Raw genomic sequence first — 21,419 nt, forward strand, 5'->3', positions numbered from 1 at the left:
TCGCCCTGGTCTACCGCGGCGGCGTCGTCCTGGCCGCCATCCTCACCTGGCTCAAGCCGTAGAGAGACACGCTCTAGATGAGTCCGCGCGAGCGGCGTCGGTCGACGGCCAGCAGGCGCCGGCGATCAGGAGTCGGCGAAGCCCGGGAGGTGGTCCTCGAGCACCTCGATGCAGGGCACCGTGCCGCCGAGCTGGCAGAGCACGCCCAGACCGCCGAGCCACACCCGGTGGATGAGGACGTACTCGCGGGGGAGGTTGAGCTTGAGGCCGACCGCCCACGCCGTCGTCCGCGGGTCGCGCACCTCCGCGAAGAGCTCCCGCAGCCAAGCCCGGTCGAAGGTGAACAGCTCGGTGTCCAGGGGGCGCAGGAACGTCGACACGTAGTCGAGGAGCGCGCGGCCGTCGAGCTCGATGCTCGGCTTGATGAACCCCTCCTCGCGCAGGCCCGCGACGACGCCGTCGGGGTCGTCCGAGAGGGCGACGCCCAGCAGGCGGCCGACCGCGGGGGGCATCCCGTCCGGGAGGCGCTTGACGGCGCCGAAGTCGAGGATGCCGAAGCGCCCGTCCCGGGTCAGGCGGAAGTTGCCCGGGTGGGGGTCGGCGTGGAGGAGACCCGTCTCGGCCGGACCGAGCAGGAGGAACTCCAGGTAGCGCCGCGACGCGAGGTCCCGCTCGTCCTGGCTGCCCTCGCGGATGACCGTCGAGAGGGGCTCCCCGTCGAGCCACTCGGAGACGATGACCTTCTCGGTGCTCTCCAGCACCTCGGGGACCGCGAAGTCGGGATCGTCGCGGAAGGCGTCGGCGAAAGTCCGTTGTGAGGCGGCCTCCACGGTGTAGTCGAGCTCCTCGACGAGGCGCTCCTTGAGCTCCGCCAGGACGGGGCCGAGGTCGAGGCCCGGCAGCCACGAGCCGGTCAGCCGGGCGACGCGCGACACCTGCGTGATGTCGGCCACGAGCGCCTGCGCCGCCCCCGGGTACTGGATCTTCACGGCGACGGGGCGGCCGTCCTGCCACGTGCCCCGGTGCACCTGCCCGATGGAGGCCGCCGCGACCGGCTCGTCGTCGAAGGCGGCGAAGCGCTCGCGCCAGCCGGGCCCCAGCTCGCGGGCGAGGACGCCGTGCACGGTGGCGGCGGGCATCGGGGGCGCCGAGTCCTGGAGCCGGGTCAGGGTGGCGCGGTAGGGCGCCGCCACCTCCTCGGGGAGCGCCGCCTCGAAGATGCTCATGGCCTGGCCCACCTTCATCGCGCCGCCCTTGAGCTGGCCGAGCACGGTGAAGAGCTGCTCGGCGGTGCGCGCCTGCATCTCGGCCGCCACGGCCTCCGCCGGCCGGCCGCCCAGCCGCTTGCCCAGGCCGACGGCCGTCCTCCCGGCGAAGCCGGCGGGCAGGCTCGCGAGGCGCACGCCCCTCTGCAGGGCTCGGCGAGGCAGCTCGTCCACCCGCCCATCATCACCCCGGGGCCCGACCGGCGCGGCCCGGCCCCCGCCCCGGGCGCCCCGCGGTCGCGTCACGGGGGCGGCCACGTGCAGCCGCAGGACGGGTGCGGCGCCCAGATCCGCCCGAGGGGCACGCCGTCCGGCAGGCGGACCTCCCACGACGCCCCTCCGGGATCCGCCCCGGTGGCGTCGTCCAGGTGGGCGAGCGCCTGCGCCACGGCCAGCGCGGAGGTGAGCCGGAGGAGGACGACGTCGGGGGCGGCGGTGGTGGCCGGCGAGGCGAGCTGGGCGGCGACGAGGGGCCACTCGGGGTCGCGGTCGGCGCGGTGGAGCTCGACGCACCGCAGGCAGGCGCCGGCGCCGGGCACGACGAGCGGGCCGACGACGGCGGACCGCTCGCGCACCACCACGGGCAGGTGGTCGACGTCGGCGCGGACGAGCCGCGCCGCTCGGGCAGGAGCGACGACGGCGTCGGCCACGAGGACCACGAGGTCGACCCCTGCGACGTGTCCCGGTGGGGGAGGGCCGGTCCCCGCTCCCCGGGGCGCCGCCCCCGGGCCCAGCACCGCGACGTCGCCGGCGCCGGCCTCCCGCAGTCCCGCGGCGACGGCGTCCGCGACACGGCCCCCGCCCTCGACGGCGACGACCCGACGCGCCCGGCCGGCGAGCACGTCCCAGCCGCTCCGGCCGTGGACGAGGGCGAGGGCGCCGGCCTCGGCCGCCGTCGCGCGCGCCGCGGCGCGGCTGCCGGGCGCGGCGGGGTGCTCGAGGACCCCGGCCGTCGCGAGGAGACCCACCAGCCGCGCCGCGTCAGCGCCGGAGACGCCCCGCGCGGCGGCCCTCGCCGGGAGGCCGCTCTCCGGCACCCCGTCGGCGAGGTCCTCCAGCAGCGCCCCCTCGCCCGCGGAGAGCCCCTCCAGGACGACGGCGTGCGCGGGGTCCAGCCCCAGCTGGAGCCGGTCGAGGCCCCGCCAGCACCGGCGCAGCCCCGGGGAGATCCTCAGCACCGCGCTCCCGTCCTCGCCCGGCGGGCGTCGCGCTCGAGGGTGCCAGCGCCCGCCGCGGCCCACGGCGGGCGTCCACAGGCCGCGCGCCTCGGGGCCGCGCCGGGGCCCAGCCGCTACCGTCCGGCCATGGACGCAGGGGGCGGCGCGGCCCGGCGGTCGTCGCGCGACGACGCCGCCGAGCGCCCGCCCGTCCAGGTCCGGCGCAGCGCGCGGCGCCGTCGCACCGTCACCGCCTTCCGCGAGGACGGCACGGTCGTCGTCTGCATCCCGGCGCGCTTCTCCCGCGCCGAGGAGGCCCAGTGGGTCGAGCGCATGGTGGCGCGACTGTCGGCGCGAGACGCCCGCCGCCACCTCGACGACGGCGAGCTGTCGGCGCGAGCCCGGTCGCTCTCCGAGCGCTACCTCGACGGGCGGGCCGTGCCGACCTCCGTCCGCTGGGTCGGCAACCAGCGGTCGCGGTGGGGCTCGACGACGCCCGCGGACGGCACGATCCGGCTGTCGTCGTCCCTGCAGGGCCTCCCGCCGTGGGTCGTGGACTACGTCCTCCTCCACGAGCTCGCGCACCTGCTCGTGCCGGGCCACGGCGACGACTTCTGGCGCCTGCTGACCGCCTACCCGCGGACGGAGCGCGCCCGGGGCTACCTCGAGGGGTGGTCCGCCGCGGACGCCCGGCGCAAGGGCGGCGACGGGGGCCCCGGTGCGGACGCGGACGGGGGCGCCGACGAGAGCGCGGACGGGGGCACCGACGTCGTCGCGGGGCCGCGCCGACCCTCGCGGGCGCCCTGACGGAGCTCCTCCGCGGCGCGCCGCAGGCGCGCCGGCAGGTCGGCGACCACGGCCGGGCCGCCGTCGGCGCCGTCCGGCAGGCGCTCGAGCGGCCACCACGCCACGGCGTCGCTCTCGACGCTCGCGGTCGTCGCCTCCGCGGGGTCCACGACGGCGAGGACGGCGACGTCGAGGTGCGACCGGCACCGCCCGAAGGCGGCGGAGAGCTCGTGGTGGTGGAGGTCGACGGGGTGGGGGCCGGCGCGCACGGCGGAGGCGGGCACGCCCGTCTCCTCGACCAGCTCGCGCAGGCCCGCGGCCACCAGCCCGGCGTCCCCCGGCTCGACGTGCCCGCCCGGCTGCACCCAGAAGCCGCCCCGGCGGTGCAGCACCAGCAGGGTCCGCTCGCCGGCGGGGTCGAGGACGAGCGCGCTCGCGGTCAGGTGGTCGGGGGTGCCGTCGCGGTCGAGCGCCCCCGGGACGCCCAGGTGCGCCAGGTAGCGCCGGCGCAGCGCGGCCTGCTCGGCGCTCGGCGCGGGAGAGGCCGCCGCCCAGGCCTCGAGCTCGGCGCGGCCCGCCGCCCGGCGCCGCGCCTCGGCGCCCGCACCCCTCACCGCGGGGCGCCGCCGCCGTCGCCGTCGCCGGGCTCGTCGTCGCCCCGGCCGTCGTCGGTGGGCTCCTCGTCCTGCCCGCCCTCGTCGCGGCGGGCCGTCCGCTCGCCGGCGGAGCGCTCGTGGCGGGCCTCGCCGAGGCCGCCGTCCAGCAGCTGCGCGAGGGCGGCGTCGACGTCCGAGGCCTGCTCGTCCGCCCGCGAGCGGCGTCCGGCGTAGCCGGCCGGGTCGTCGAGGTCCTCGGCGCCCGGGACGAGGTCGGGGTGCGACCACGCGGCGTCGCGCCCCTCGACGCCCTCGGCGGCCTCGACGGCGGCCCACAGCGCGGCCGCGTCGCGCAGCCGCCGGGGCCGCAGCTCGAGCCCGACGAGGCTGGAGAGCGTGTGCTCGGCCGGCCCGCCCGACGCCCGGCGGCGCCGGACGACCTCGCGGAGGGCGGCCGCGCTCGGCAGCGGCGCGGCCGCGGAGTCGACGACGTGGTCCACCCAGCCCTCGACGAGCGCCAGGACGGTCTCCAGCCGGCCGAGCGCCGCCTCCTGCTCGGGCGTGCGCTCCGGCTCGAGCATCCCCGAGCCGAGGGCCTGCTTGAGGGCCTCGGGGTCGGTCGGGTCGACGGACCGGACCGCCTCCTCGATGCGCTCGGTGTCGATGCGGATGCCCGCGGCGAAGGCCTCCACGATGCCGAGGACGTGCGCGCGCAGCCACGGGCGCTGCGTGAAGAGCCGGGCGTGCGCGCACTCCCGCAGCGCCAGGTAGAGGCGCACCTCCTCCAGGGGCACCTCGAGGCCCTCGGCGAAGGCGTCGACGTTCGCGGGCAGGAGGGCGGTCGTCCCCTCCGGGGCGAGAGGCAGGCCGATGTCGGTGCCCGACACGACCTCGCCGGCCAGCTCGCCGATCGCCTGGCCCACCTGCATCCCGAAGACGGCGCCGCCGACGGAGCGGACGACGCCGCTGGCCGCGGAGACCATGGCCCGCATCTCCGGCGGCGCCTGCTCGGCCATCGCCGTGGCCATCGCCTCGCCCACGGAGCGCGCCACGGGCTCGGCGAGCTGCTTCCAGACCGGGAGGGTGGCCTCCACCCACTCCGAGCGCGACCACGCGGCGCTCGTCGCGCCCGCGCTCCCGAGGGCCGTGCGCTCGTCGAGCCACAGGTCGGCCAGCCGCAGCGCCTCCGCGGCCGAGCGGCGCGCGGCGTCCGGGACGCTCGGGTCGCCGTCGGCGACGGCGCGCTGGCGGGCCACCTGGTGGGCGAGGTCCCAGTTGACGGGCCCGTCCCCGCCGCCCGCCATCATCTGCTGGACCTGGGCCATCATCCGGCCGAGCGCCGCCGGGTCGCCGGGCAGCCCCGCGGCCTGGAGGGCGGCCGGGTCGAGGCCCGCGAAGGGGTTCGCGCCGGCGGGTCCGCCGCCGGGCGGCATGCCGCCCATGAGCTGGCGCAGGAGGTCCTCGAGGGGGTTGCGGCCCTCGCCGTCGTCGGGGCGGCCGGGGGGCGGGGTCTGGCTCATGGCTCCTCCTGCGGGCGGGACGCGTGCGGGTCGCCGGCTCGTGCTCGCCGGTGGGCGCCGGTGCGGACGGGGCGGTCGGCGGGCGACGGCCCGGGGTCCGGCCCTCGCGTCGGCGCCCGTGCGGCGCCCCGGCTCTCCACGGTAGCGAGCGGCGGGGGAGGATCGCCCTCGCGCGGGCGCCGTCCGCGCAGGGCGTAGCGCCCCGCCCGCCGGGGCGCGGGGCGCAGGAGCCGTCGAGGAGGGTGCATGGGCGAGGACGTCAGCGCGGTCGACCGGTCCGACCACGACGGCGCCGCCGGGGGCGAGGGCGGTGCCGCGCGCCGCCGCGGGCCGTGGCGCTCGGCCGCCGGGGCCCTAGGCGTCTGCTTCGCGGCGTCGCTCCTGCTGCTGTCGCTCCTCGGCGCGGCCGGTACGCCGTACGCGGTGGAGGCCCCCGGCCCCGTCCTCGACGTCCTCGGCGACGGGCGCGACGGCGAGCCCCTCATCAGCGTGGTGGGGCGGGAGACCTACCCCACCGAGGGGAGCCTCGACCTGCTGACGGTGAGCACCTCCGGCGGCCCCGGCCGTGACGTCGTCCTCGCGCAGGTGGTCTCCGCGTGGCTCGACCCCGTGGAGGAGGCCCTGCCCGTCGGGCGGGTCTTCGCGCCCGACCAGACCCGCGAGGACGTCGACGAGGCGCGCCAGGCGCAGATGTCGTCCTCCCAGCAGGCGGCGACCGCGGCGGCCCTGCGCGAGCTCGACATCCCCGTCGACGTGCGCCTGCGCGTCTCCGGGGCCGCCGGCGAGGAGCTGCCGGACGGCCTGGAGCCCGGCGACGTCATCACCGCGGTCGACGGCCGCCCCGCCCCGACCGTGGACGACCTCCGCGCGAGCCTCCAGGAGGTCGAGCCCGGCGCGGAGGTGCGCCTCGGGCTCGAGCGCGACGGCGCGGACCTCGAGGTGGCCGTCACCACGTCGCGGGGCGACGACGGCCGCACCGTCCTCGGTGTCCTCCTCGACCCCGAGGTGCAGGTGCCCTTCGAGGTCGACATCAGCATCGACGACGTCGGCGGCCCGAGCGCCGGCATGGTCTTCGCCCTGGGGCTCGTCGACCTCCTGACGCCCGGCTCGCTCACCGGCGGCCTGCACGTCGCCGGGACGGGCACGGTCAGCGCCGAGGGCGCGGTCGGACCCATCGGCGGCATCCGGCAGAAGCTCGTGGGCGCCTCGCGCGCCGGGGCCGAGGTCTTCCTCGCCCCGGCGGTCAACTGCGACGAGGTCGTCGGGCACGTGCCGGACGGGATGCGCGTCGTCGCCGTCTCCTCCCTCGCCGAGGCGCGCTCGGCCCTCGAGGAGCTCGCCGACGGGGGAGGGCAGGAGCTGCCCGGCTGCCGGGAGGCGCTGGCCGCGGCCGGCTGAGCGAGCGGTCCGGCGGAGGCGGAGGCCGGCGTCAGCCGCCGGTGAGCGTGGCGCGCAGGGCCGCCGACAGGCCGGGCACGAGGTCCTCGCCGACGACGACGCGCAGGTCGTCGTCCTCGAGGCGCCGGCGCACCGCGCTGCCCGTGGACCCGTCCCGCAGCACGGCGACGGCGATGCGGACGTCCTGGCGCTCGGGGTGGGAGCGCACCGCCTCGAGGGCGGCCGCGGGGTCCTCGGGCAGCTCCACGGAGGGCGGCACGACGACGCGCTCGACGACGACCGCCGCCCCCGCCACGGCCGGCGGCCAGCCGATGCGCCCGAGGAGCTCCTCGAGGCCCTCGGCCTCGGGCAGCTCCTCCTGCTCGACCGACGTCAGGTGGTCGGGGTCGCCGAGGGCCTCGGCGACGACCTCGGCGGGCAGGACGTCCGCCAGCGACGGGTCGGTCGCGACCGCGTCGGCCGTGCGCAGGAGGGCGAAGACGCGCGGCGGCGCGTCCCAGCCGGCGACCGCCACGTGGCGCTCGACCTCGAGGGCCGCGCGCTCGAGCGCCGCGAGCGGGGGAACCGGCGGGGCGTCCCGCTCGTCGTCCGGGGAGGGACCGGGGGAGGTGTCCACGGCGCCGATCGTGCCGCACCCGGGCGCCCCGCGGCCGCCCGGCAGGGGGCCGGGGGTCGCCCGGGGGGCCGGCGGTGACCGTGGGACCCTGGGACCGCACCGTCCGCAGCCCGCAGCCGGCCGTCGCGAGACGACCACGAGAGGTTCCCCAGACGTGAGCTCCAGCACATCACCGCCGCGACGCCGCGGCGCGCTCCTGCCCGCCGTCGTCGTCGTCGTGGTCCTCGTCGGCCTGGTCGTGGCCGCGAGCCAGGTCGTCACCGAGTACGGGTGGTTCTCCCAGCTCGGCTTCGCCGAGGTCTACACCACGAGGCTGCTCACCCAGGGCGCGCTCTTCGCCGTCGGCGGCCTCCTCATGGCCGTCGCCGTCCTCGTCAGCCTCCGCGTGGCCTACCGCTCGCGCCCGGTGTACGCGCCGGTCGACGCCGAGTCGGCGAACCTCGACCGCTACCGCGAGAGCCTCGAGCCGCTGCGCCGCCTCCTCTCGGTGGCCGTGCCGGTCGTCCTCGGCCTCTTCGCGGGGTCGGCGGCGTCGGCCCAGTGGGAGCAGGTGCTGCTCTTCCTCAACGCGGAGCCCTTCGGCGCCGAGGACCCGATCTTCGGCACCGACGTCGGCTTCTGGGTCTTCACGCTGCCGTTCCTCGGGTTCCTCATCTCCTTCCTCACGGCGGTCGTGCTCCTGGCCGGCATCGGCGCGGCCCTCGTGCACTACCTCTACGGCGGCCTGCGGCTGCAGGGCCAGGGCCCCCGGACGACGCCGACGGCCCGCGTGCAGCTGTCGGTGAGCGCCGGGCTCCTCGTGCTCCTGCAGGCCGGCTCCTACTGGCTCGACCGGTACAGCACGCTGACCGACGGCAGCGGCCGCTTCCTCGGCGCCACCTACACGGGCGTCAACGCCGAGATCCCGGGTCGCACGATCCTCGCGGTCATCGCGCTGCTCGTGGCCGTGCTCTTCGTCGTCACGGCCTTCCGCGGCAGCTGGCGGCTGCCCGCGCTCGGCGTCGTCGTCATGCTCGCCTCCGCGGTCGTCGTGGGCGGCGTGTACCCCTACGTCGTCCAGCGCTTCCAGGTGGACCCGAGCGCCCAGACCCGCGAGGCGCCGTACCTGCAGCACAACATCGACGCGACCCGCGCCGCCTTCGACGTGGACACCACCGAGGTGACCAACTACCAGGCGAGCACGCAGGCCGAGGCGGGCGCGCTGCGCGACGACGCCGAGACCACCGCGAACATCCGCGTGCTCGACCCGGCGATCGTCCAGCCGGCGTTCCAGCAGGACCAGCGGCAGCGGCAGTACTACACGTTCTCCGACCCGCTGGACGTCGACCGCTACGAGATCGACGGGCAGGTCGAGGACGCCGTCATCGGCGTGCGCGAGCTCGACCTCTCCGGCCTGTCGGGCGGCCAGCAGAACTGGGTGAGCACCGCCACGATCTTCACGCACGGGTACGGCGTGGTGGCGGCCTACGGCAACCAGCGCGGCGAGGGCGGCCTGCCCGCCTACTTCCAGTCCGGCATCAACACGCCGGGCGCGCTCGGCGACTTCGAGCCGCGCATCTACTTCGGGCAGAACTCGCCGGAGTACTCGATCGTCGGCGCGCCCGAGGGCACCGAGCCCCGCGAGGTGGACTACCCGACCGACGACGAGGGCGGCGACGGCGTCGCCAACAACACCTACTCCGGCGACGGCGGCCCGTCGGTCGGCTCGTGGTGGCAGCGGCTCCTCTACGCCGTGAAGTTCCAGGAGCAGAACATCCTCCTGTCGGACGCCCTCAACAGCGAGAGCCAGATCCTCTACGACCGCGACCCGCGCGAGCGCGTCGGCAAGGTCGCCCCCTTCCTCACCCTCGACGGCGACCCGTACCCGGCCGTCGTCGACGAGCGCGTCGTCTGGATCGTCGACGGCTACACGACGAGCAACGAGTACCCCTACTCCCAGCGGCAGACGCTGCAGGACGTCACGGTGGACAGCCAGACCGCCGGCCTCACCGGCTCGGCCGCGGCGGCGGGGCAGGGGGCGCAGACCCTCACGGCGCTCCCGCCCGAGGAGGTCAACTACATCCGCAACTCGGTCAAGGCGACCGTGGACGCCTACTCGGGCGAGGTCGTGCTGTACGCCTGGGACGAGCAGGACCCGGTGCTGCGGGCGTGGGAGTCGGTCTTCCCCGACGCCCTCACGCCGGTGTCGGAGATGAGCGAGGACCTCCTCGACCACGTGCGCTACCCCGACGACCTGTTCAAGGTGCAGCGCAGCGTCCTCGGGGCCTACCACGTGACCAACCCGGCGGTGTTCTTCCAGAACAGCGACCGCTGGCAGATCCCGGACGACCCGACGGCCGACGTGCCCGAGGGCGTGCGGCCGCCCCTGCAGCCCGCCTACTACCTGACGCTGCAGATGCCCGGGCAGGAGGACCCGGCGTTCTCGCTGACGTCGTCCTACATCCCGAGCTCGGACGCGGACGCCAGCAACATCCTCACGGGCTTCCTCGCGGTGGACGGCGACGCCGGGGGCGGCGGGGCCGGGCAGGTGGCCGAGGGGTACGGGCAGCTGCGGCTGCTGCAGCTGCCGCGCAACCTCGTCATCAACGGGCCGGGGCAGGTGCAGAACGACTTCGACGCCGACCCGACCATCTCCACCGAGCTCAACCTGCTGAGCCAGAACAACACCGACGTGGCGTTCGGCAACCTCCTCACCCTCCCGGTGGGCGGCGGGCTCCTCTACGTGCAGCCGGTCTACGTGCAGAGCTCCGGCGGCACGCAGATCCCGCGCCTGCAGTACGCGCTCGTGTCCTTCGGCAGCGAGATCGGCTTCGCCCAGACCCTCGACGAGGCGCTCAACCAGGTCTTCGGCGGCGACTCGGGCGCGACCGCGGGTGACGCCGGCGCCGGCGGGGACGCCCCGGTCACCCCGCCGGCGGAGGGCGGGGGCGGCACGCCCGCTCCGTCCGGCGCCCAGGAGCAGCTGGCCCAGGCCCTGCAGGACGCGCAGGCGGCGCTGCAGGCCGGCCAGCAGGCGCTCGCCGACGGCGACTTCGCCACCTACGGCGAGCAGCAGGACGCCCTGTCCGAGGCCGTCACTCGAGCCCTGCAGGCGCAGGGGCAGGTCGACGCCGCCACCGGTGCCGACGCGACGGCGCAGGACGGCTCCACCCCGGCGCCGACGGCGACGGCGACGGCCACCGCGCCGGCCGAGGGCACCGCGGGCGGGTGACGGGAGCGGTCGGCGGTCGCCCGAGCGGTGACCGCCGACCGCGTCGCCGGGTCACCGGCGCGCGGATTTGGCGACGCGGGGGACCCCGCGTAGTGTTCCTCGTGCGACGCGGGGTGGAGCAGTTCGGTAGCTCGCTGGGCTCATAACCCAGAGGTCGCAGGTTCAAATCCTGCCCCCGCTACCACGAGGCGAAGGGCCCCGGACCGACAGGTCCGGGGCCCTTCGTCGTCCGCGGTGCAGGTCGCACGGGTCGGCACGACCACGGCCGCCGGTGGTTTGGCCTGCGGCCGGTCATGACGTACCGTCGCTGCCACGACGCGGGGTGGAGCAGCTCGGTAGCTCGCTGGGCTCATAACCCAGAGGTCGCAGGTTCAAATCCTGCCCCCGCTACCACGAGGCGGAGGCCCCGGACCGACAGGTCCGGGGCCTCCGTCGTCCCGGGGCGCGGCGGCTCGCGACCGGCTCTAGCGTCGAGGGCATGTCCGACGCCACGACGCCCCCGCCCACCGTCTTCGTCCTCTACGGCGCCACGGGCGACCTCGCCCGGCGCATGGTGCTGCCGGCCTTCTACGACCTGGCGTGCCGCGGGCTCATGCCGGAGGACTGGCGCCTCGTCGGCAACGGCCGCGGCGACGTGGCGCACGAGGACTTCCGCGGCCACGTCCGCGAGGTCCTCGAGGAGTTCGGCCCGCACCCGGACGAGGGCCCGTGGGACGAGTTCTCCTCGCGCCTGCTGTTCGCCGGCGGCGGCTTCAAGACCGACGACCCGGGGAGCCTCCTCGACGTCATCGCGCACGCCCGGTCGGACATGCGCGGGGACACGGGGGAGCGGGCCAACCTCGTGCACTACCTGGCGATCCCGCCGAAGGCCTTCCCCGAGACCACCCGCGCCATCGGCGAGCACGACCTCGCCGACGGCGCCACCGTCGTCTACGAGAAGCCCTTCGGCACCTCCCCGGACGACTTCGCCGAGCTCGACCACCTCGTGCACGAGGTGCTCGACGAGCAGCAGGTCTTCCGCATCGACCACTTCCTCGGCAAGGAGGGCACGCAGGACCTGCACGTCCTGCGCTTCGGCAACGCGCTGTTCGGCTCGGCGTGGAGCCGGGACGTCGTCGAGCAGGTGCAGGTCGACGTGCCCGAGTCGCTCGACGTCGCCGACCGCGCCGAGTTCTACGACGCCACGGGCGCCGTGCTCGACATGCTCGTGACCCACCTGTTCCAGGTGACGGCGGAGGTGGCCATGGAGCCGCCCGCGTCGAGCTCCGCGGAGGACCTGCAGGCGGCCCGCGAGGAGGTCCTGGCGGCGGTGCGCCCGCTGTCGAAGGACGACGTCGTCCTCGGGCAGTTCGAGGGCTACCGCGACATCGAGGGCGTCGACGACGACTCCACCACGGACACCTTCGTGGCGGCGCGGGTGTGGGTGGACACCGACCGCTGGCACGGCGTCCCGTTCCTCCTGCGCACCGGCAAGCGCATGGGCGGCGACGCCCAGCGCGTCAGCCTCGTGCTGCGCCGCCCGGACCCGACGCCGCTCACCCACCTGCCCGAGGGCGGGGACGTGCTGACCTTCGACCTGGCCGGGCCGGGGGCCCTCGACGTCGGTCTCGTGCTCAAGAAGCCGGGGCCGGAGATGGCCCTCACCGCGACGTCGGCGCACCTCTCGCTCACCGACGTCGAGGGCGGGCACCTGCTGCCCCCCTACGCGGCGCTGCTGCTCGACGTGCTGCGGGGCGACCGCTCGCTGTTCACCAGCTCCGAGGGGCTCGCGAGCGCCTGGTCGCGCGTCCGGCCGCTCCTGGAGGACCGCCCCGAGGTGCAGCCCTACGCGCCCGGCTCGTGGGGCCCGGCGGCGGCCGACGAGCTCGCGGGTCCGCGCGGCTGGCTCGTCGGCGCCGACGAGCGGCGGGGCGAGCACGGCGAGGACGACGCCGGCTCCTGACGCCCAGACGTCGGAGACCAGACGCACGACGGCCCGGCCCCTCGCGGGGGCCGGGCCGTCGTGCGTCGTGGTGCGTGCCGGTCAGCGCGGCGAGACCGCTCAGCTGGGCCAGGCGGCGCGCACGAGCAGGAAGAGGACGAAGAGGAAGACCAGCGCCACGATGGCGATCGGGATGGCCTTGTTGACGGCGCCGGAGGGCTCCTTCGCCTCGTGCGCCGAGAGCCCCGACGTCCCGGCCTCCGAGGGCGGCGTGTCGCCCGGGCGGACGCCGTTCCCCTCCTCGAGGCCGGGGGTGTCCGACGGGTCCGGGTCTGCGCTGGGTGTGGTCACCCGCCCAGTCTGCGCAGCCGGGCGGCTCAGCGCGCGGCGGGGTCCGGCGTCGTCGTCGCCCCCGCGGGCCGGGGCGCCAGGGCCGCGAGGACCCGGTCGTGCAGCAGCCCGTTGGTGGCGACGGCGCTGCCGCCGTGCGGCCCGTCCTCGCCCGTGAGCGAGGTGAAGCGGCCCCCAGCCTCGGTGACGACCGGCACGAGGGCCGCCATGTCGTGCAGCGCCAGCTCGGGCTCGCAGGAGACGTCGACGGCCCCCTCGGCGACGAGCACGTGCGACCAGAAGTCGCCGTAGGCGCGGGTGCGCCAGACGGTGCGGGTGAGGTCGAGGACGGGCTCGAGGAGGTCGCGCTCCTCCCACCCGCCGAGGCTCGAGTAGGAGAGCGAGGCGTCGGCGAGGTCGTCGACGGCCGAGACGTGCAGCGCCCGGGCCGACGAGAGCGACCGGCCCGTCCACGCGCCCGTGCCGGTGCCGGCCCACCAGCGGCGGCCCAGCGCCGGCGCCGACACGACGCCCACGACGGGCTCGCCGTCGACGAGCAGCGCCAGCAGGGTCGCCCACACGGGCACGCCGCGGACGAAGTTCTTCGTGCCGTCGATGGGGTCGACGACCCACTGCCGCGAGCCGCTGCCGGTGGCGCCGCCCTCCTCGCCGAGCACGGCGTCGCGGGGGCGGGTGCGGGCCAGCTGCGCGCGCACCAGCTCCTCGGCGCTGCGGTCGGCGTCGGTGACGGGGGTCAGGTCGGGCTTGGCCTCGACGGCGAGGTCGAGGGCCCCGAAGCGGGACGTCGTCAGGGCGTCGACGGCGTCGACGACGACGTGCGCGAGGCGGAGGTCGTCGTCGACCCCGCGGGCGCGGCGCAGGCTCTCGGCCGAGGTGGGGCTCACGGGCCGGACGCTACCGGGGGCGCGCCGGGGTGCTCCGGCGGCTCGCGCCGCCGCTCGCGGGCCGCGGCGTCGCGCGCCGCCCCGGCGGCCGCCTCCTCGCCGCTGCGGCTGCGCAGGAGGCGGCGCAGCGACGCCAGGCGGGCGGGGCCGGCCTCCCCGGCGGCGCCGGAGGCGGCCCAGGCGTCGAGCGCGCACTCGGGCTCGTCGTGGGTGCAGCCCCGGGGGCAGTCGTCGCTGCCGGGCTCGAGGTCCGGGAAGGCCGCCAGCAGCGAGCCGGGGCGCACGTGCGCGAGGCCGAAGGAGCGGACGCCCGGCGTGTCGACGACCCAGCCCTCGGGCGGTCCGCCCGCGGGACCGGGCAGCCGCAGCGCCAGCGCGGAGGAGGACGTGTGCCGGCCCCGCCCCGTGACGTCGTTGACGCGCCCCGTCGCGCGGCCCGCGTCGGGCACGAGAGCGTTGACGAGGGTCGACTTCCCGACGCCCGAGTGCCCCACGAGGACGGTGGTGCGGCCTCGCAGCCGCTCGCGGAGCTCGGCCAGGCCGGCGGCGTCGTGGCGCGGGGGCGCGTCGCCCTCCGTGCCCCTCCTGCCGTCCGTGACCCCCGTGCCGCCGGTCGCGGCGCGGCGCAGCACGACGGCCGGCGTGTCCAGGGCGGCGTAGGCCTCCAGGAGCGTCGCGGGGTCGGCGAGGTCGCCCTTGGTGACGACGAGGAGGGCGTCCATGCCGGCGTCGAGGGCGGCCACGAGGCAGCGGTCGACCAGGCCCGTCCGCGGCGCCGGGTCGGCCGCGGCGACGACGACCGCCAGCTGGTCGGCGCCCGCGACGAGGACCCGCTCCACGGGGTCGTCGTCGTCGGCCGAGCGGCGCAGGACCGTGCGGCGCTCGTCGACCCGCACGACCCGGGCCAGGGTGTCCGGCGCGCCGCTCGTGTCGCCGACGAGGTGCACCCGGTCCCCGACGACCACGCCGGCCCGTCCGAGCTCGCGCGCCTTGACGGCGGTGACCTCGACCTCCTGGGCGGTGTCCTCGCCGACGAGGACGGTGGAGCGGCCGCGGTCGACGGTGAGCACCCGGCCGGGGACGGCGTCCGCGTGGCGGGGCCGCTCCTTCGTGCGCGGCCGCGAGCCGCGGGGGTTCGGCCGCGTCCGGACGTCGTCCTCGTCCGGCACCCGGCGGCTCACCGGGCGGCCGCCCCGCTCGCGGTCCCGCCCGCTCCGCCCGGTCCGGTGCCGTCGAGCATGCCGGTCCACAGGTCGACGAAGCCGGGGAGCGTCTTCGCCGTCGTCTCCACGTCCTCGACGACGAGGTCCGGGACGCGCAGGCCGAGGACGGCGGCGGCCTGGGCGATGCGGTGGTCGGCGTAGGTGCGCACGAGGTCGCCGTGCAGCGGCCGCGGACGGACGACGAGGCCGTCCTCGGTCTCCTCGGCGCGCCCTCCGAGCCGCTCGACCTCGCGCACGAGCGCGGCCAGGCGGTCCGTCTCGTGCCCGCGCAGGTGGGCGACCCCGCGGATGCGCGTGGGCGTCGAGGCCAGGGCGGCCAGCGCGACGACGACGGGCACGAGCTCGCCGGCCTCGTGCAGGTCCACGTCGACGCCGAAGAGCTCACCGCCGCGGACGACGAGGCCCTCGCGGTCGAGGGACACCTCGGCGCCCATCTCGTCGAGGAGGTCGCGCAGGGCGTCGCCGGCCTGCGTCGTGTGCTGCGGCCAGCCGAGGACGCGCACGCGCCCGCCGGTGACCGCGGCGGCGGCGAGGAAGGGCGCCGCGCTGGACAGGTCGGGCTCGACCTGGACGTCGAGGGCGGCCACCGGGCCCGGCCGCACCGCCCACGTGTCGGGCTCGGAGTCGTCGACGTCGACGCCGACGTCGCGGAGCGTCTCGACCGTCATGGCCACGTGCGGCTGGCTGGGCAGCGGCGGGCCGGCGTGCCGGACGACGAGCCCCTCGGCGTAGCGCGGGGCGGCGAGCAGGAGGCCGGAGACGAACTGGCTGGAGGCGCCGGCGTCGATGGTGACCGCGCCGCCGCGGACGGCGCCGCGGCCGTGGACGACCATCGGCAGGGCGCCGCCCGGCGCGTCCTCGACGTCGACGCCCAGGGCGCGCAGCGCGTCGACGACGGGCGCCATGGGGCGCTCCCGGGCGCGGGGGTCGCCGTCGAGGCGGACGTCGCCGTCGGCGAGGGCGGCGAGCGGCGGCACGAAGCGCATGACGGTGCCCGCGAGGCCCACGTCGACGGCGCCGCCGCGCAGCCGCTCGGCCGGCTCGACGACCCAGTCGACGCTCCCGGCGCCGGCCGCCCCCTCCACCTCGCGCACGCGGGCGCCGAGGGCTTCCAGCGCACCCGCCATGAGGCGGGTGTCGCGCGAGACGAGGGGGGAGCGCAGCCGCGAGGGGCGGTCGGCGAGCGCCGCGACGACGAGGTAGCGGTTCGTCAGCGACTTCGACCCGGGGAGTGACACGACGGCGTCGACGGGGCCGGGCGCGGTCGGGGCGGGCCACCGGGAGAGCTCCATGCCCGCCAGCGTAGGGAAGGACGGGGCGGGGACCGCCTCCGGTGACGGCCGTGAGCAGGGGCGGACGGCGCCGCGGTGGTCGCCGGGCGGCGGACGGTCACGCCGGCGGCGTCGTCGCGGCCCTCCCGGGACGCCGACGGCCCGGCCCCCGAGGGGGACCGGGCCGTCGGCGGGCGGGAGCGGTGGGTCAGACGCCGACCTTGGAGCCGACGCGGTGACCGGCGAGGCGCGCCTCGCGGTCCACGGTGTGCGCGGCGTGCCGGGCCTCGCGGCGGGCGAGCTTCGCCGCGCCGCGGGAGGCGCGCGAGGCGTCCTTGGCGGCCCGCCTGCCGCGCCACCCGAGGCCGGGGCGGCCCTCGGTGTCGACGACCGAGACGAGCGCGGCGCCGACGAGGCCGAGGTCCTTGAGGAAGAGGGTGCGCTGGGCCTTGCGCTCCTCGCCCTGCACCTTCCAGAAGGCGTGCTCGGCGACGGTCGAGGGCGCCATGCTCACGGCCATCACGAGGGCGGAGGCGCGCGGCAGTCGCCCGAGGCCGAACAGGAGGCCGGACACGGCCATGGCGGCGCCGTCGACGCGGACGACGGTGGCGACGTCGCGGTCGCCGAGCGAGAGGGGCTCGCGGACGCGATCGACGACGGGCGACCAGGCCGCGGCGCGCTCGGGCGCCTTGCGGGCGAGCTGGACACCCTGGTCGACGAAGGCGGCGGCGAGCAGCGGTCGGGCGAGTCGTCGCATGATCGTCATGGGCGGTGGTCTACCGCATGACGGCTCCCCGGGCCACGCGGGAGCGAGCGCCCCCGGCGAGGCGGCAGGGCGGTGCGGGGGCCGCCGGCGGGGAACGGCCGGGGCGGGCGTCGGGGGAGCGGCCCGGGGGAGCGGCCCGGGGGAGCGGCCCGGGGGAGCGGCCCGGGGGAACACCGGCGGGCCCGACGCGTGTTGTGCCTCCCAGCAGCGACGGGCCGGCCCGCGGGAGCGGGCGGGGCGCGTCGAGCACGCACGCGGCCGAGGAGGAGGGGCATGCTGGTCGTCCTGGACACGCAGAGCCGGCGGGAGGCGCCGCTGCGGCCCGCCGCCGCGGGCGGCGTCCCGCGCGCGGGACTACGCTCGCGCGAGATGGCAGACGAGCGCACGGCACAGGTCACGGAGCCGACCGCGGCGGACCGCGCCGCGGACGGCGGGGGCGAGGACGTCCAGCCCCAGGTCGAGGTGGGGGAGGGCGTCGGCGAGCGCTCCTCGCGCGTGTCCGACGAGGAGACGCAGGCGCAGCGCGTGGCCCGCTTCGAAGCGGAGGCGCTGCAGCACCTGGACCAGCTGTACTCGGCGGCGATGCGCATGACGCGCAACCCCGCCGACGCTGAGGACCTCGTGCAGGAGGCCTTCACCAAGGCCTTCGCGTCCTTCCACCAGTACCGGCCGGGCACGAACCTCAAGGCCTGGCTGTACCGGATCCTCACCAACACCTACATCAACACCTACCGCAAGAAGCAGCGGCAGCCGCAGCAGTCGCACTCGGAGGACGTGGAGGACTGGCAGCTCGCGCGCGCCGAGTCGCACACGTCCAGCGGCCTGCGCTCGGCGGAGACGGATGCCCTGGACCACCTGCCGGACTCCGACGTCAAGGAGGCCCTGCAGCAGATCCCCGAGGACTTCCGCATCGCGGTGTACCTCGCCGACGTCGAGGGCTTCGCCTACAAGGAGATCGCGGAGATCATGGGCACGCCCATCGGCACCGTGATGTCGCGCCTCCACCGGGGGCGCCGCCAGCTGCGCGACCTGCTCTCCGACTACGCCCGCGACCGCGGCGTGTCGGCGGCCCGCCAGGGGGCCGACGCATGAGCGCCGTGGACGGGCCGTCCTCGCAGCCGCGGGAGACCGACTGCGACGAGGTCATCGACCGGCTCTACGCCTTCCTCGACCACGAGCTGTCCACCGAGGACGAGGTCGACGTGGGCCGCATCCAGCGCCACCTCGACGAGTGCGCGCCGTGCCTGCGAGAGCGCGACGTGGAGGTCGTCGTGCGCCAGGTCGTCAAGCGCGCCTGCGCGAGCGACTGCGCGCCCGAGACGCTGCGCGTCAAGATCCTCACCCAGATCACGCAGGTGCGCTCCAGCTAGGGGCGCCGAGCCGCACGACGGCGGCCCACCACGACGACGACGGGCCCGCACCACCGCGAGGTGGTGCGGGCCCGTCGTCGTGCTGCGGCCGTCCCGGGCGGGCGCGGCCCACCGGGGTGGGCCGTGCTCAGCTGTTGGGGCGGTTGCCGTGGTTCGCGCTGCTCTTCTTGCGCGAGCGGCGCTTGCGGGCGCGCTTGCTCATGCCGCCTCCTCGTCCGTCGGAAGACCCGCGGTCGCGGGCGGGCACGATCGTCCCACAGCGCAGTGAGGCGCCGCGTCGACCACGGGCACCGGCGCGGAGGCGGGTGGTCGTGCACCTACCGCGGGTGGTGAGGTGCCGACCGCAGGTGGTGGTGCGGGCGCGGAGAGCACGTCAGGCCGGCGCCCGGACCCCCGCGGGCGGTGACCACGGCGCGCCGAGCCAGTGCCGGAGCGCGATCGCAGGTGGGGGCCGCGCCCACCTCGGGTGGTGGTGCGGGCGCGGAGAGCACGTCGGGCCGGCGCCCGGACCCCCGCGGGCGGTGACCACGGCGCGCCGAGCCAGTGCCGGAGCGCGATCGCAGGTGGGGGCCGCGCCCACCTCGGGTGGTGGTGCGGGCGCGGAGAGCACGTCGGGCCGGCGCCCGGACCCCCGCGGGCGGTGACCACGGCGCGCCGAGCCAGTGCCGGAGCGCGCGCGCCACCACCCGCCCGCCCCGCCCGCTCCGCGACCACGACCCGCCACGCGATCACGCCCGCCCCCCGCCTCCACCCGGCCCCGCCTCGCCGGGTCCGGCCCCGGGCGTGGTTCGATCGGCGCCGTGGAGAGCGTCCGGGCGGAGATGGTGGCGGGGGTCCTCAGCATCGCGGTGGACGTCGGCGAGGTGGTCGAGGCCGGCCAGACGCTGCTGCTGCTGGAGTCGATGAAGATGGAGATCCCCGTGGTCCCCGAGGGGCGCGGGCGCGTCGCGCGGGTGACGGTGAGCCCGGGCGACGTCGTCCAGGAGGGCGACCTGCTCGTGGTCCTCGAGGCGGCACCGGCCCCCTGAGGCGCTCGCGCCGCTAGCGTGCCCCCGCGGCGGGGTCGGCGGACGGGCGGAGCGGGCGTGGACGAGCAGGTGGCGCGGGAGCCGCGACCGGTGACGGGGCGGGTGCCGCAGCCGGTCGCCGCGGCCGCGGACGACCTCCTGGCGGGCCTGGCGCCGGAGCGCCGCGAGCTGTTCCACCTGCGCGTCGAGCGCTGGTGGCCCGACGTGCGTGAGGGGCTCGCGGCCGTCCACGGGAGCGAGGCGGCCGCGCGCCTGGAGGTGCGGCTCCTGCGGGCCGCCGCCACCTCCTACGCCCGTCGCGACGAGGAGCTCCACCGCCTCGACCAGGCCCGGACGCTGGCGCCCGACTGGTTCCAGCGCCCGGGGATGCTCGGCTACGCGGCCTACGCCGACCGCTTCGCCGGCACCCTCGCGGGGGTCCGCGACCGGCTGCCCCTGCTGGAGGAGCTCGGCGTCACGTACCTGCACCTCATGCCCCTCCTGCTGCCGCGGGAGGGTGACAGCGACGGCGGGTACGCCGTGGCCGACTACCGCCGCGTGCGCCCGGACCTCGGCACCACCGAGGACCTGCGGGAGCTGGCGACCACCCTGCGCGGCCGCGGCGTGAGCCTGGTGCTCGACCTCGTGCTCAACCACGTGGCGCGCGAGCACCCGTGGGCCGAGCTGGCGCGGCGCGGCACTCCCGAGGAGAGGGCGCGCTACCGGGGCTACTTCCACGTCTTCGGCGACCGCGAGGGGCCCGACGCCTTCGAGCGGACGCTGCCGGAGGTCTTCCCGGACACCTCGCCCGGCAGCTTCACGTGGGACGACGAGCTGGGCGCCTGGGTCTGGACGACCTTCAACAGCTTCCAGTGGGACCTCGACTGGTCCTCGCCCGAGGTCCTCGCCGAGATGGTCGACGTCGTCCTCCACCTCGCCGACCTCGGCGTCGAGGTGCTGCGCCTGGACGCCGTGGCCTTCCTCTGGAAGCGCCTGGGCACGAGCTGCCAGAACCAGCCCGAGGTCCACGACCTCGTCCAGGTGCTCCGCGGCGTCACCCGGGTGGCCTGCCCGGGCCTGCTGCTCAAGGCCGAGGCGATCGTCGCGCCCGACGACCTGGTGCCCTACCTCGGCACCGGTGCGCACGCCGGGCGCGTCAGCGACCTCGCCTACCACAACAGCCTCATGGTCCAGGTGTGGTCGATGCTCGCGACGGGCGACGTCGTGCTGGCGACGCGCGCCCTGCAGCGCATCCCGCCCGCCCCCTCGTCCACCGCGTGGATCACGTACGTGCGCTGCCACGACGACATCGGCTGGGCGGTCTCCGACGAGGACGCCGCCGCCGTCGGCCTCTCCGGCCACGGGCACCGGTCGTTCCTCGCGGACTGGTACTCCGGCGCCTTCCCCGGCTCCCCGGCCACGGGGCTGGTCTTCCAGGAGGACCCGGCGACGGGCGACCGGCGCACGAGCGGCGCCACGGCGGCGCTCACCGGGCTGGAGGCGGCGCTCGCGCGGGGCGGGCGGCCGGGGGACGCGGACGTCGACCTCGCCGTGCGGCGCCTCCTCCTGGCCCACGCGGTCGTCCTCGCGTGGGGCGGCGTCCCCGTGCTGTGGTCCGGCGACGAGGTCGGCCAGCCCGGCGACCCCGGCTGGGCGGGCGAGCCCGGCCACGAGGCCGACAACCGCTGGGTCCACCGCCCCCGCGCCTCGGAGGTCCTCCTCGCCGAGCGCCACGACCCCTCGACCGTCGCGGGCACCGTCTTCGCGGGCGTCCGCCACCTCGCCCGCACGCGCGCGTCGCTGCCGCACCTTCACGCCGCGACGCCGGCGCAGGTGCTCGACCCGAGCGACCCGGGGGTCCTCGTCGTCCTGCGCCGCCACCCGGAGGGGGATCTGCTGCTGCTCGCCAACGTCACGGGCTCCTGGCGGCCGTTCCCGGGCGAGCGCCTCGACGCCGCGGGCCTCGGCGGCGCCCCCGACGCCCTCACCGGGCGGGTGCCCGAGCGCGGCGGCGACGGGGCGCTGTGGCTCTCGCCCTACGACGTCGTCTGGCTCGTCGGCTCGCGCTGAGCGAGGC

General features: G+C 77.2%; 17 protein-coding genes, 2 tRNA genes and 1 pseudogene. 10 read left to right on the top strand and 10 right to left on the bottom strand.

Features of this window, described 5'->3' with window-relative positions:
- Window positions 1-125 precede the first annotated feature (125 nt).
- Together Q0789_RS09120 and Q0789_RS09125 are read right to left on the bottom strand one after the other, a co-directional pair.
- Window positions 126-1,439 (bottom strand): AarF/ABC1/UbiB kinase family protein, encoded by a 1,314-nt coding sequence (locus Q0789_RS09120; protein WP_298804404.1) that lies wholly within the window; start codon window positions 1,437-1,439, stop codon window positions 126-128.
- Between the two features lie 68 nt (window positions 1,440-1,507).
- Entirely contained in the window at window positions 1,508-2,443 is a 936-nt protein-coding gene (locus Q0789_RS09125) for a hypothetical protein (RefSeq protein ID WP_298804406.1), read from the bottom strand.
- A gap of 126 nt (window positions 2,444-2,569) precedes the next feature.
- Between Q0789_RS09125 and Q0789_RS09130 the strand changes: the two genes are divergently transcribed.
- Window positions 2,570-3,229 (top strand): M48 family metallopeptidase, encoded by a 660-nt coding sequence (locus Q0789_RS09130; protein WP_298804408.1) that lies wholly within the window; start codon window positions 2,570-2,572, stop codon window positions 3,227-3,229.
- A 77-nt stretch (window positions 3,230-3,306) separates the two neighbouring features.
- On the opposite strand, the pseudogene Q0789_RS09135 reads toward Q0789_RS09130, so the two are convergent.
- Together Q0789_RS09135 and Q0789_RS09140 are read right to left on the bottom strand one after the other, a co-directional pair.
- Window positions 3,307-3,822: pseudogene (locus Q0789_RS09135) on the bottom strand (NUDIX domain-containing protein); the annotation flags it as partial.
- Complete coding sequence (locus Q0789_RS09140) at window positions 3,819-5,324, bottom strand: zinc-dependent metalloprotease (protein ID WP_298804410.1); 1,506 nt, start codon at window positions 5,322-5,324, stop codon at window positions 3,819-3,821. The pseudogene Q0789_RS09135 and the gene Q0789_RS09140, both read right to left, overlap by 4 nt.
- A 246-nt stretch (window positions 5,325-5,570) precedes the next feature.
- Between Q0789_RS09140 and Q0789_RS09145 the strand changes: the two genes are divergently transcribed.
- Window positions 5,571-6,722 carry a S16 family serine protease gene (locus tag Q0789_RS09145; protein WP_298804412.1) on the top strand — a complete coding sequence of 384 codons (1,152 nt, stop codon included), beginning with the start codon at window positions 5,571-5,573 and terminating at the stop codon, window positions 6,720-6,722.
- A 31-nt stretch (window positions 6,723-6,753) separates the two neighbouring features.
- On the opposite strand, the gene Q0789_RS09150 is transcribed toward Q0789_RS09145, so the two are convergent.
- Window positions 6,754-7,338 carry a PPA1309 family protein gene (locus Q0789_RS09150; protein ID WP_298804414.1) on the bottom strand — a complete coding sequence of 195 codons (585 nt, stop codon included), beginning with the start codon at window positions 7,336-7,338 and terminating at the stop codon, window positions 6,754-6,756.
- 154 nt (window positions 7,339-7,492) lie between these two features.
- On the opposite strand from Q0789_RS09150, the gene Q0789_RS09155 reads away from it, so the two are divergent.
- From Q0789_RS09155 to Q0789_RS09170, 4 genes are all read left to right on the top strand, one after another.
- The gene (locus Q0789_RS09155; protein ID WP_298804415.1) at window positions 7,493-10,549 is read left to right on the top strand and encodes a UPF0182 family protein; all 3,057 of its coding nucleotides are present in this window, start codon (window positions 7,493-7,495) and stop codon (window positions 10,547-10,549) included.
- Between the two features lie 107 nt (window positions 10,550-10,656).
- A tRNA-Met gene (locus Q0789_RS09160) sits at window positions 10,657-10,733 on the top strand.
- A gap of 132 nt (window positions 10,734-10,865) precedes the next feature.
- Window positions 10,866-10,942: transfer RNA gene (locus tag Q0789_RS09165), tRNA-Met, on the top strand.
- Between the two features lie 85 nt (window positions 10,943-11,027).
- Window positions 11,028-12,491 carry a glucose-6-phosphate dehydrogenase gene (locus Q0789_RS09170; RefSeq protein WP_298804417.1) on the top strand — a complete coding sequence of 488 codons (1,464 nt, stop codon included), beginning with the start codon at window positions 11,028-11,030 and terminating at the stop codon, window positions 12,489-12,491.
- 99 nt (window positions 12,492-12,590) lie between these two features.
- Here the strand turns inward: Q0789_RS09170 and Q0789_RS09175 are convergent, their stop codons facing one another.
- The 5 genes from Q0789_RS09175 to Q0789_RS09195 all read right to left on the bottom strand — a co-directional run bounded on the left by Q0789_RS09175 (window position 12,591) and on the right by Q0789_RS09195 (window position 16,965).
- Window positions 12,591-12,821 carry a DUF6480 family protein gene (locus Q0789_RS09175; protein WP_298804419.1) on the bottom strand — a complete coding sequence of 77 codons (231 nt, stop codon included), beginning with the start codon at window positions 12,819-12,821 and terminating at the stop codon, window positions 12,591-12,593.
- A 26-nt stretch (window positions 12,822-12,847) separates the two neighbouring features.
- Complete coding sequence (gene hisN / locus Q0789_RS09180) at window positions 12,848-13,705, bottom strand: histidinol-phosphatase (protein ID WP_298804421.1); 858 nt, start codon at window positions 13,703-13,705, stop codon at window positions 12,848-12,850.
- A complete protein-coding gene (locus Q0789_RS09185) occupies window positions 13,702-14,886 on the bottom strand; it encodes a ribosome small subunit-dependent GTPase A (protein ID WP_298804423.1) in 1,185 nt (394 codons plus the stop codon). Before Q0789_RS09185 ends, hisN begins: the two co-directional genes overlap by 4 nt.
- A complete protein-coding gene (gene aroA, locus Q0789_RS09190; protein ID WP_298804425.1) occupies window positions 14,883-16,220 on the bottom strand; it encodes a 3-phosphoshikimate 1-carboxyvinyltransferase in 1,338 nt (445 codons plus the stop codon). Before aroA ends, Q0789_RS09185 begins: the two co-directional genes overlap by 4 nt.
- Window positions 16,221-16,407: 187 nt before the next feature.
- On the bottom strand, window positions 16,408-16,965 hold the full coding sequence (locus Q0789_RS09195; protein ID WP_298804427.1) for a DoxX family protein: 558 nt from the start codon (window positions 16,963-16,965) through the stop codon (window positions 16,408-16,410).
- A gap of 273 nt (window positions 16,966-17,238) precedes the next feature.
- On the opposite strand from Q0789_RS09195, the gene Q0789_RS09200 reads away from it, so the two are divergent.
- The 4 genes from Q0789_RS09200 (at window position 17,239) to Q0789_RS09215 (ending at window position 21,412) form a co-directional block, all read left to right on the top strand.
- The gene (locus Q0789_RS09200; protein WP_298804429.1) at window positions 17,239-18,057 is read left to right on the top strand and encodes a sigma-70 family RNA polymerase sigma factor; all 819 of its coding nucleotides are present in this window, start codon (window positions 17,239-17,241) and stop codon (window positions 18,055-18,057) included.
- Window positions 18,054-18,335 carry a mycothiol system anti-sigma-R factor gene (rsrA, locus tag Q0789_RS09205; protein ID WP_298804430.1) on the top strand — a complete coding sequence of 94 codons (282 nt, stop codon included), beginning with the start codon at window positions 18,054-18,056 and terminating at the stop codon, window positions 18,333-18,335. Before Q0789_RS09200 ends, rsrA begins: the two co-directional genes overlap by 4 nt.
- A gap of 800 nt (window positions 18,336-19,135) precedes the next feature.
- The gene (locus Q0789_RS09210; RefSeq protein WP_171201988.1) at window positions 19,136-19,363 is read left to right on the top strand and encodes a biotin/lipoyl-binding carrier protein; all 228 of its coding nucleotides are present in this window, start codon (window positions 19,136-19,138) and stop codon (window positions 19,361-19,363) included.
- 138 nt (window positions 19,364-19,501) lie between these two features.
- Window positions 19,502-21,412 (top strand): amylosucrase, encoded by a 1,911-nt coding sequence (locus Q0789_RS09215; RefSeq protein ID WP_366917699.1) that lies wholly within the window; start codon window positions 19,502-19,504, stop codon window positions 21,410-21,412.
- Window positions 21,413-21,419: the final 7 nt, after the last annotated feature.

The organism is uncultured Pseudokineococcus sp. (genome assembly GCF_947499845.1).
Classification (GTDB): Bacteria; Actinomycetota; Actinomycetes; order Actinomycetales; family Quadrisphaeraceae; genus Pseudokineococcus.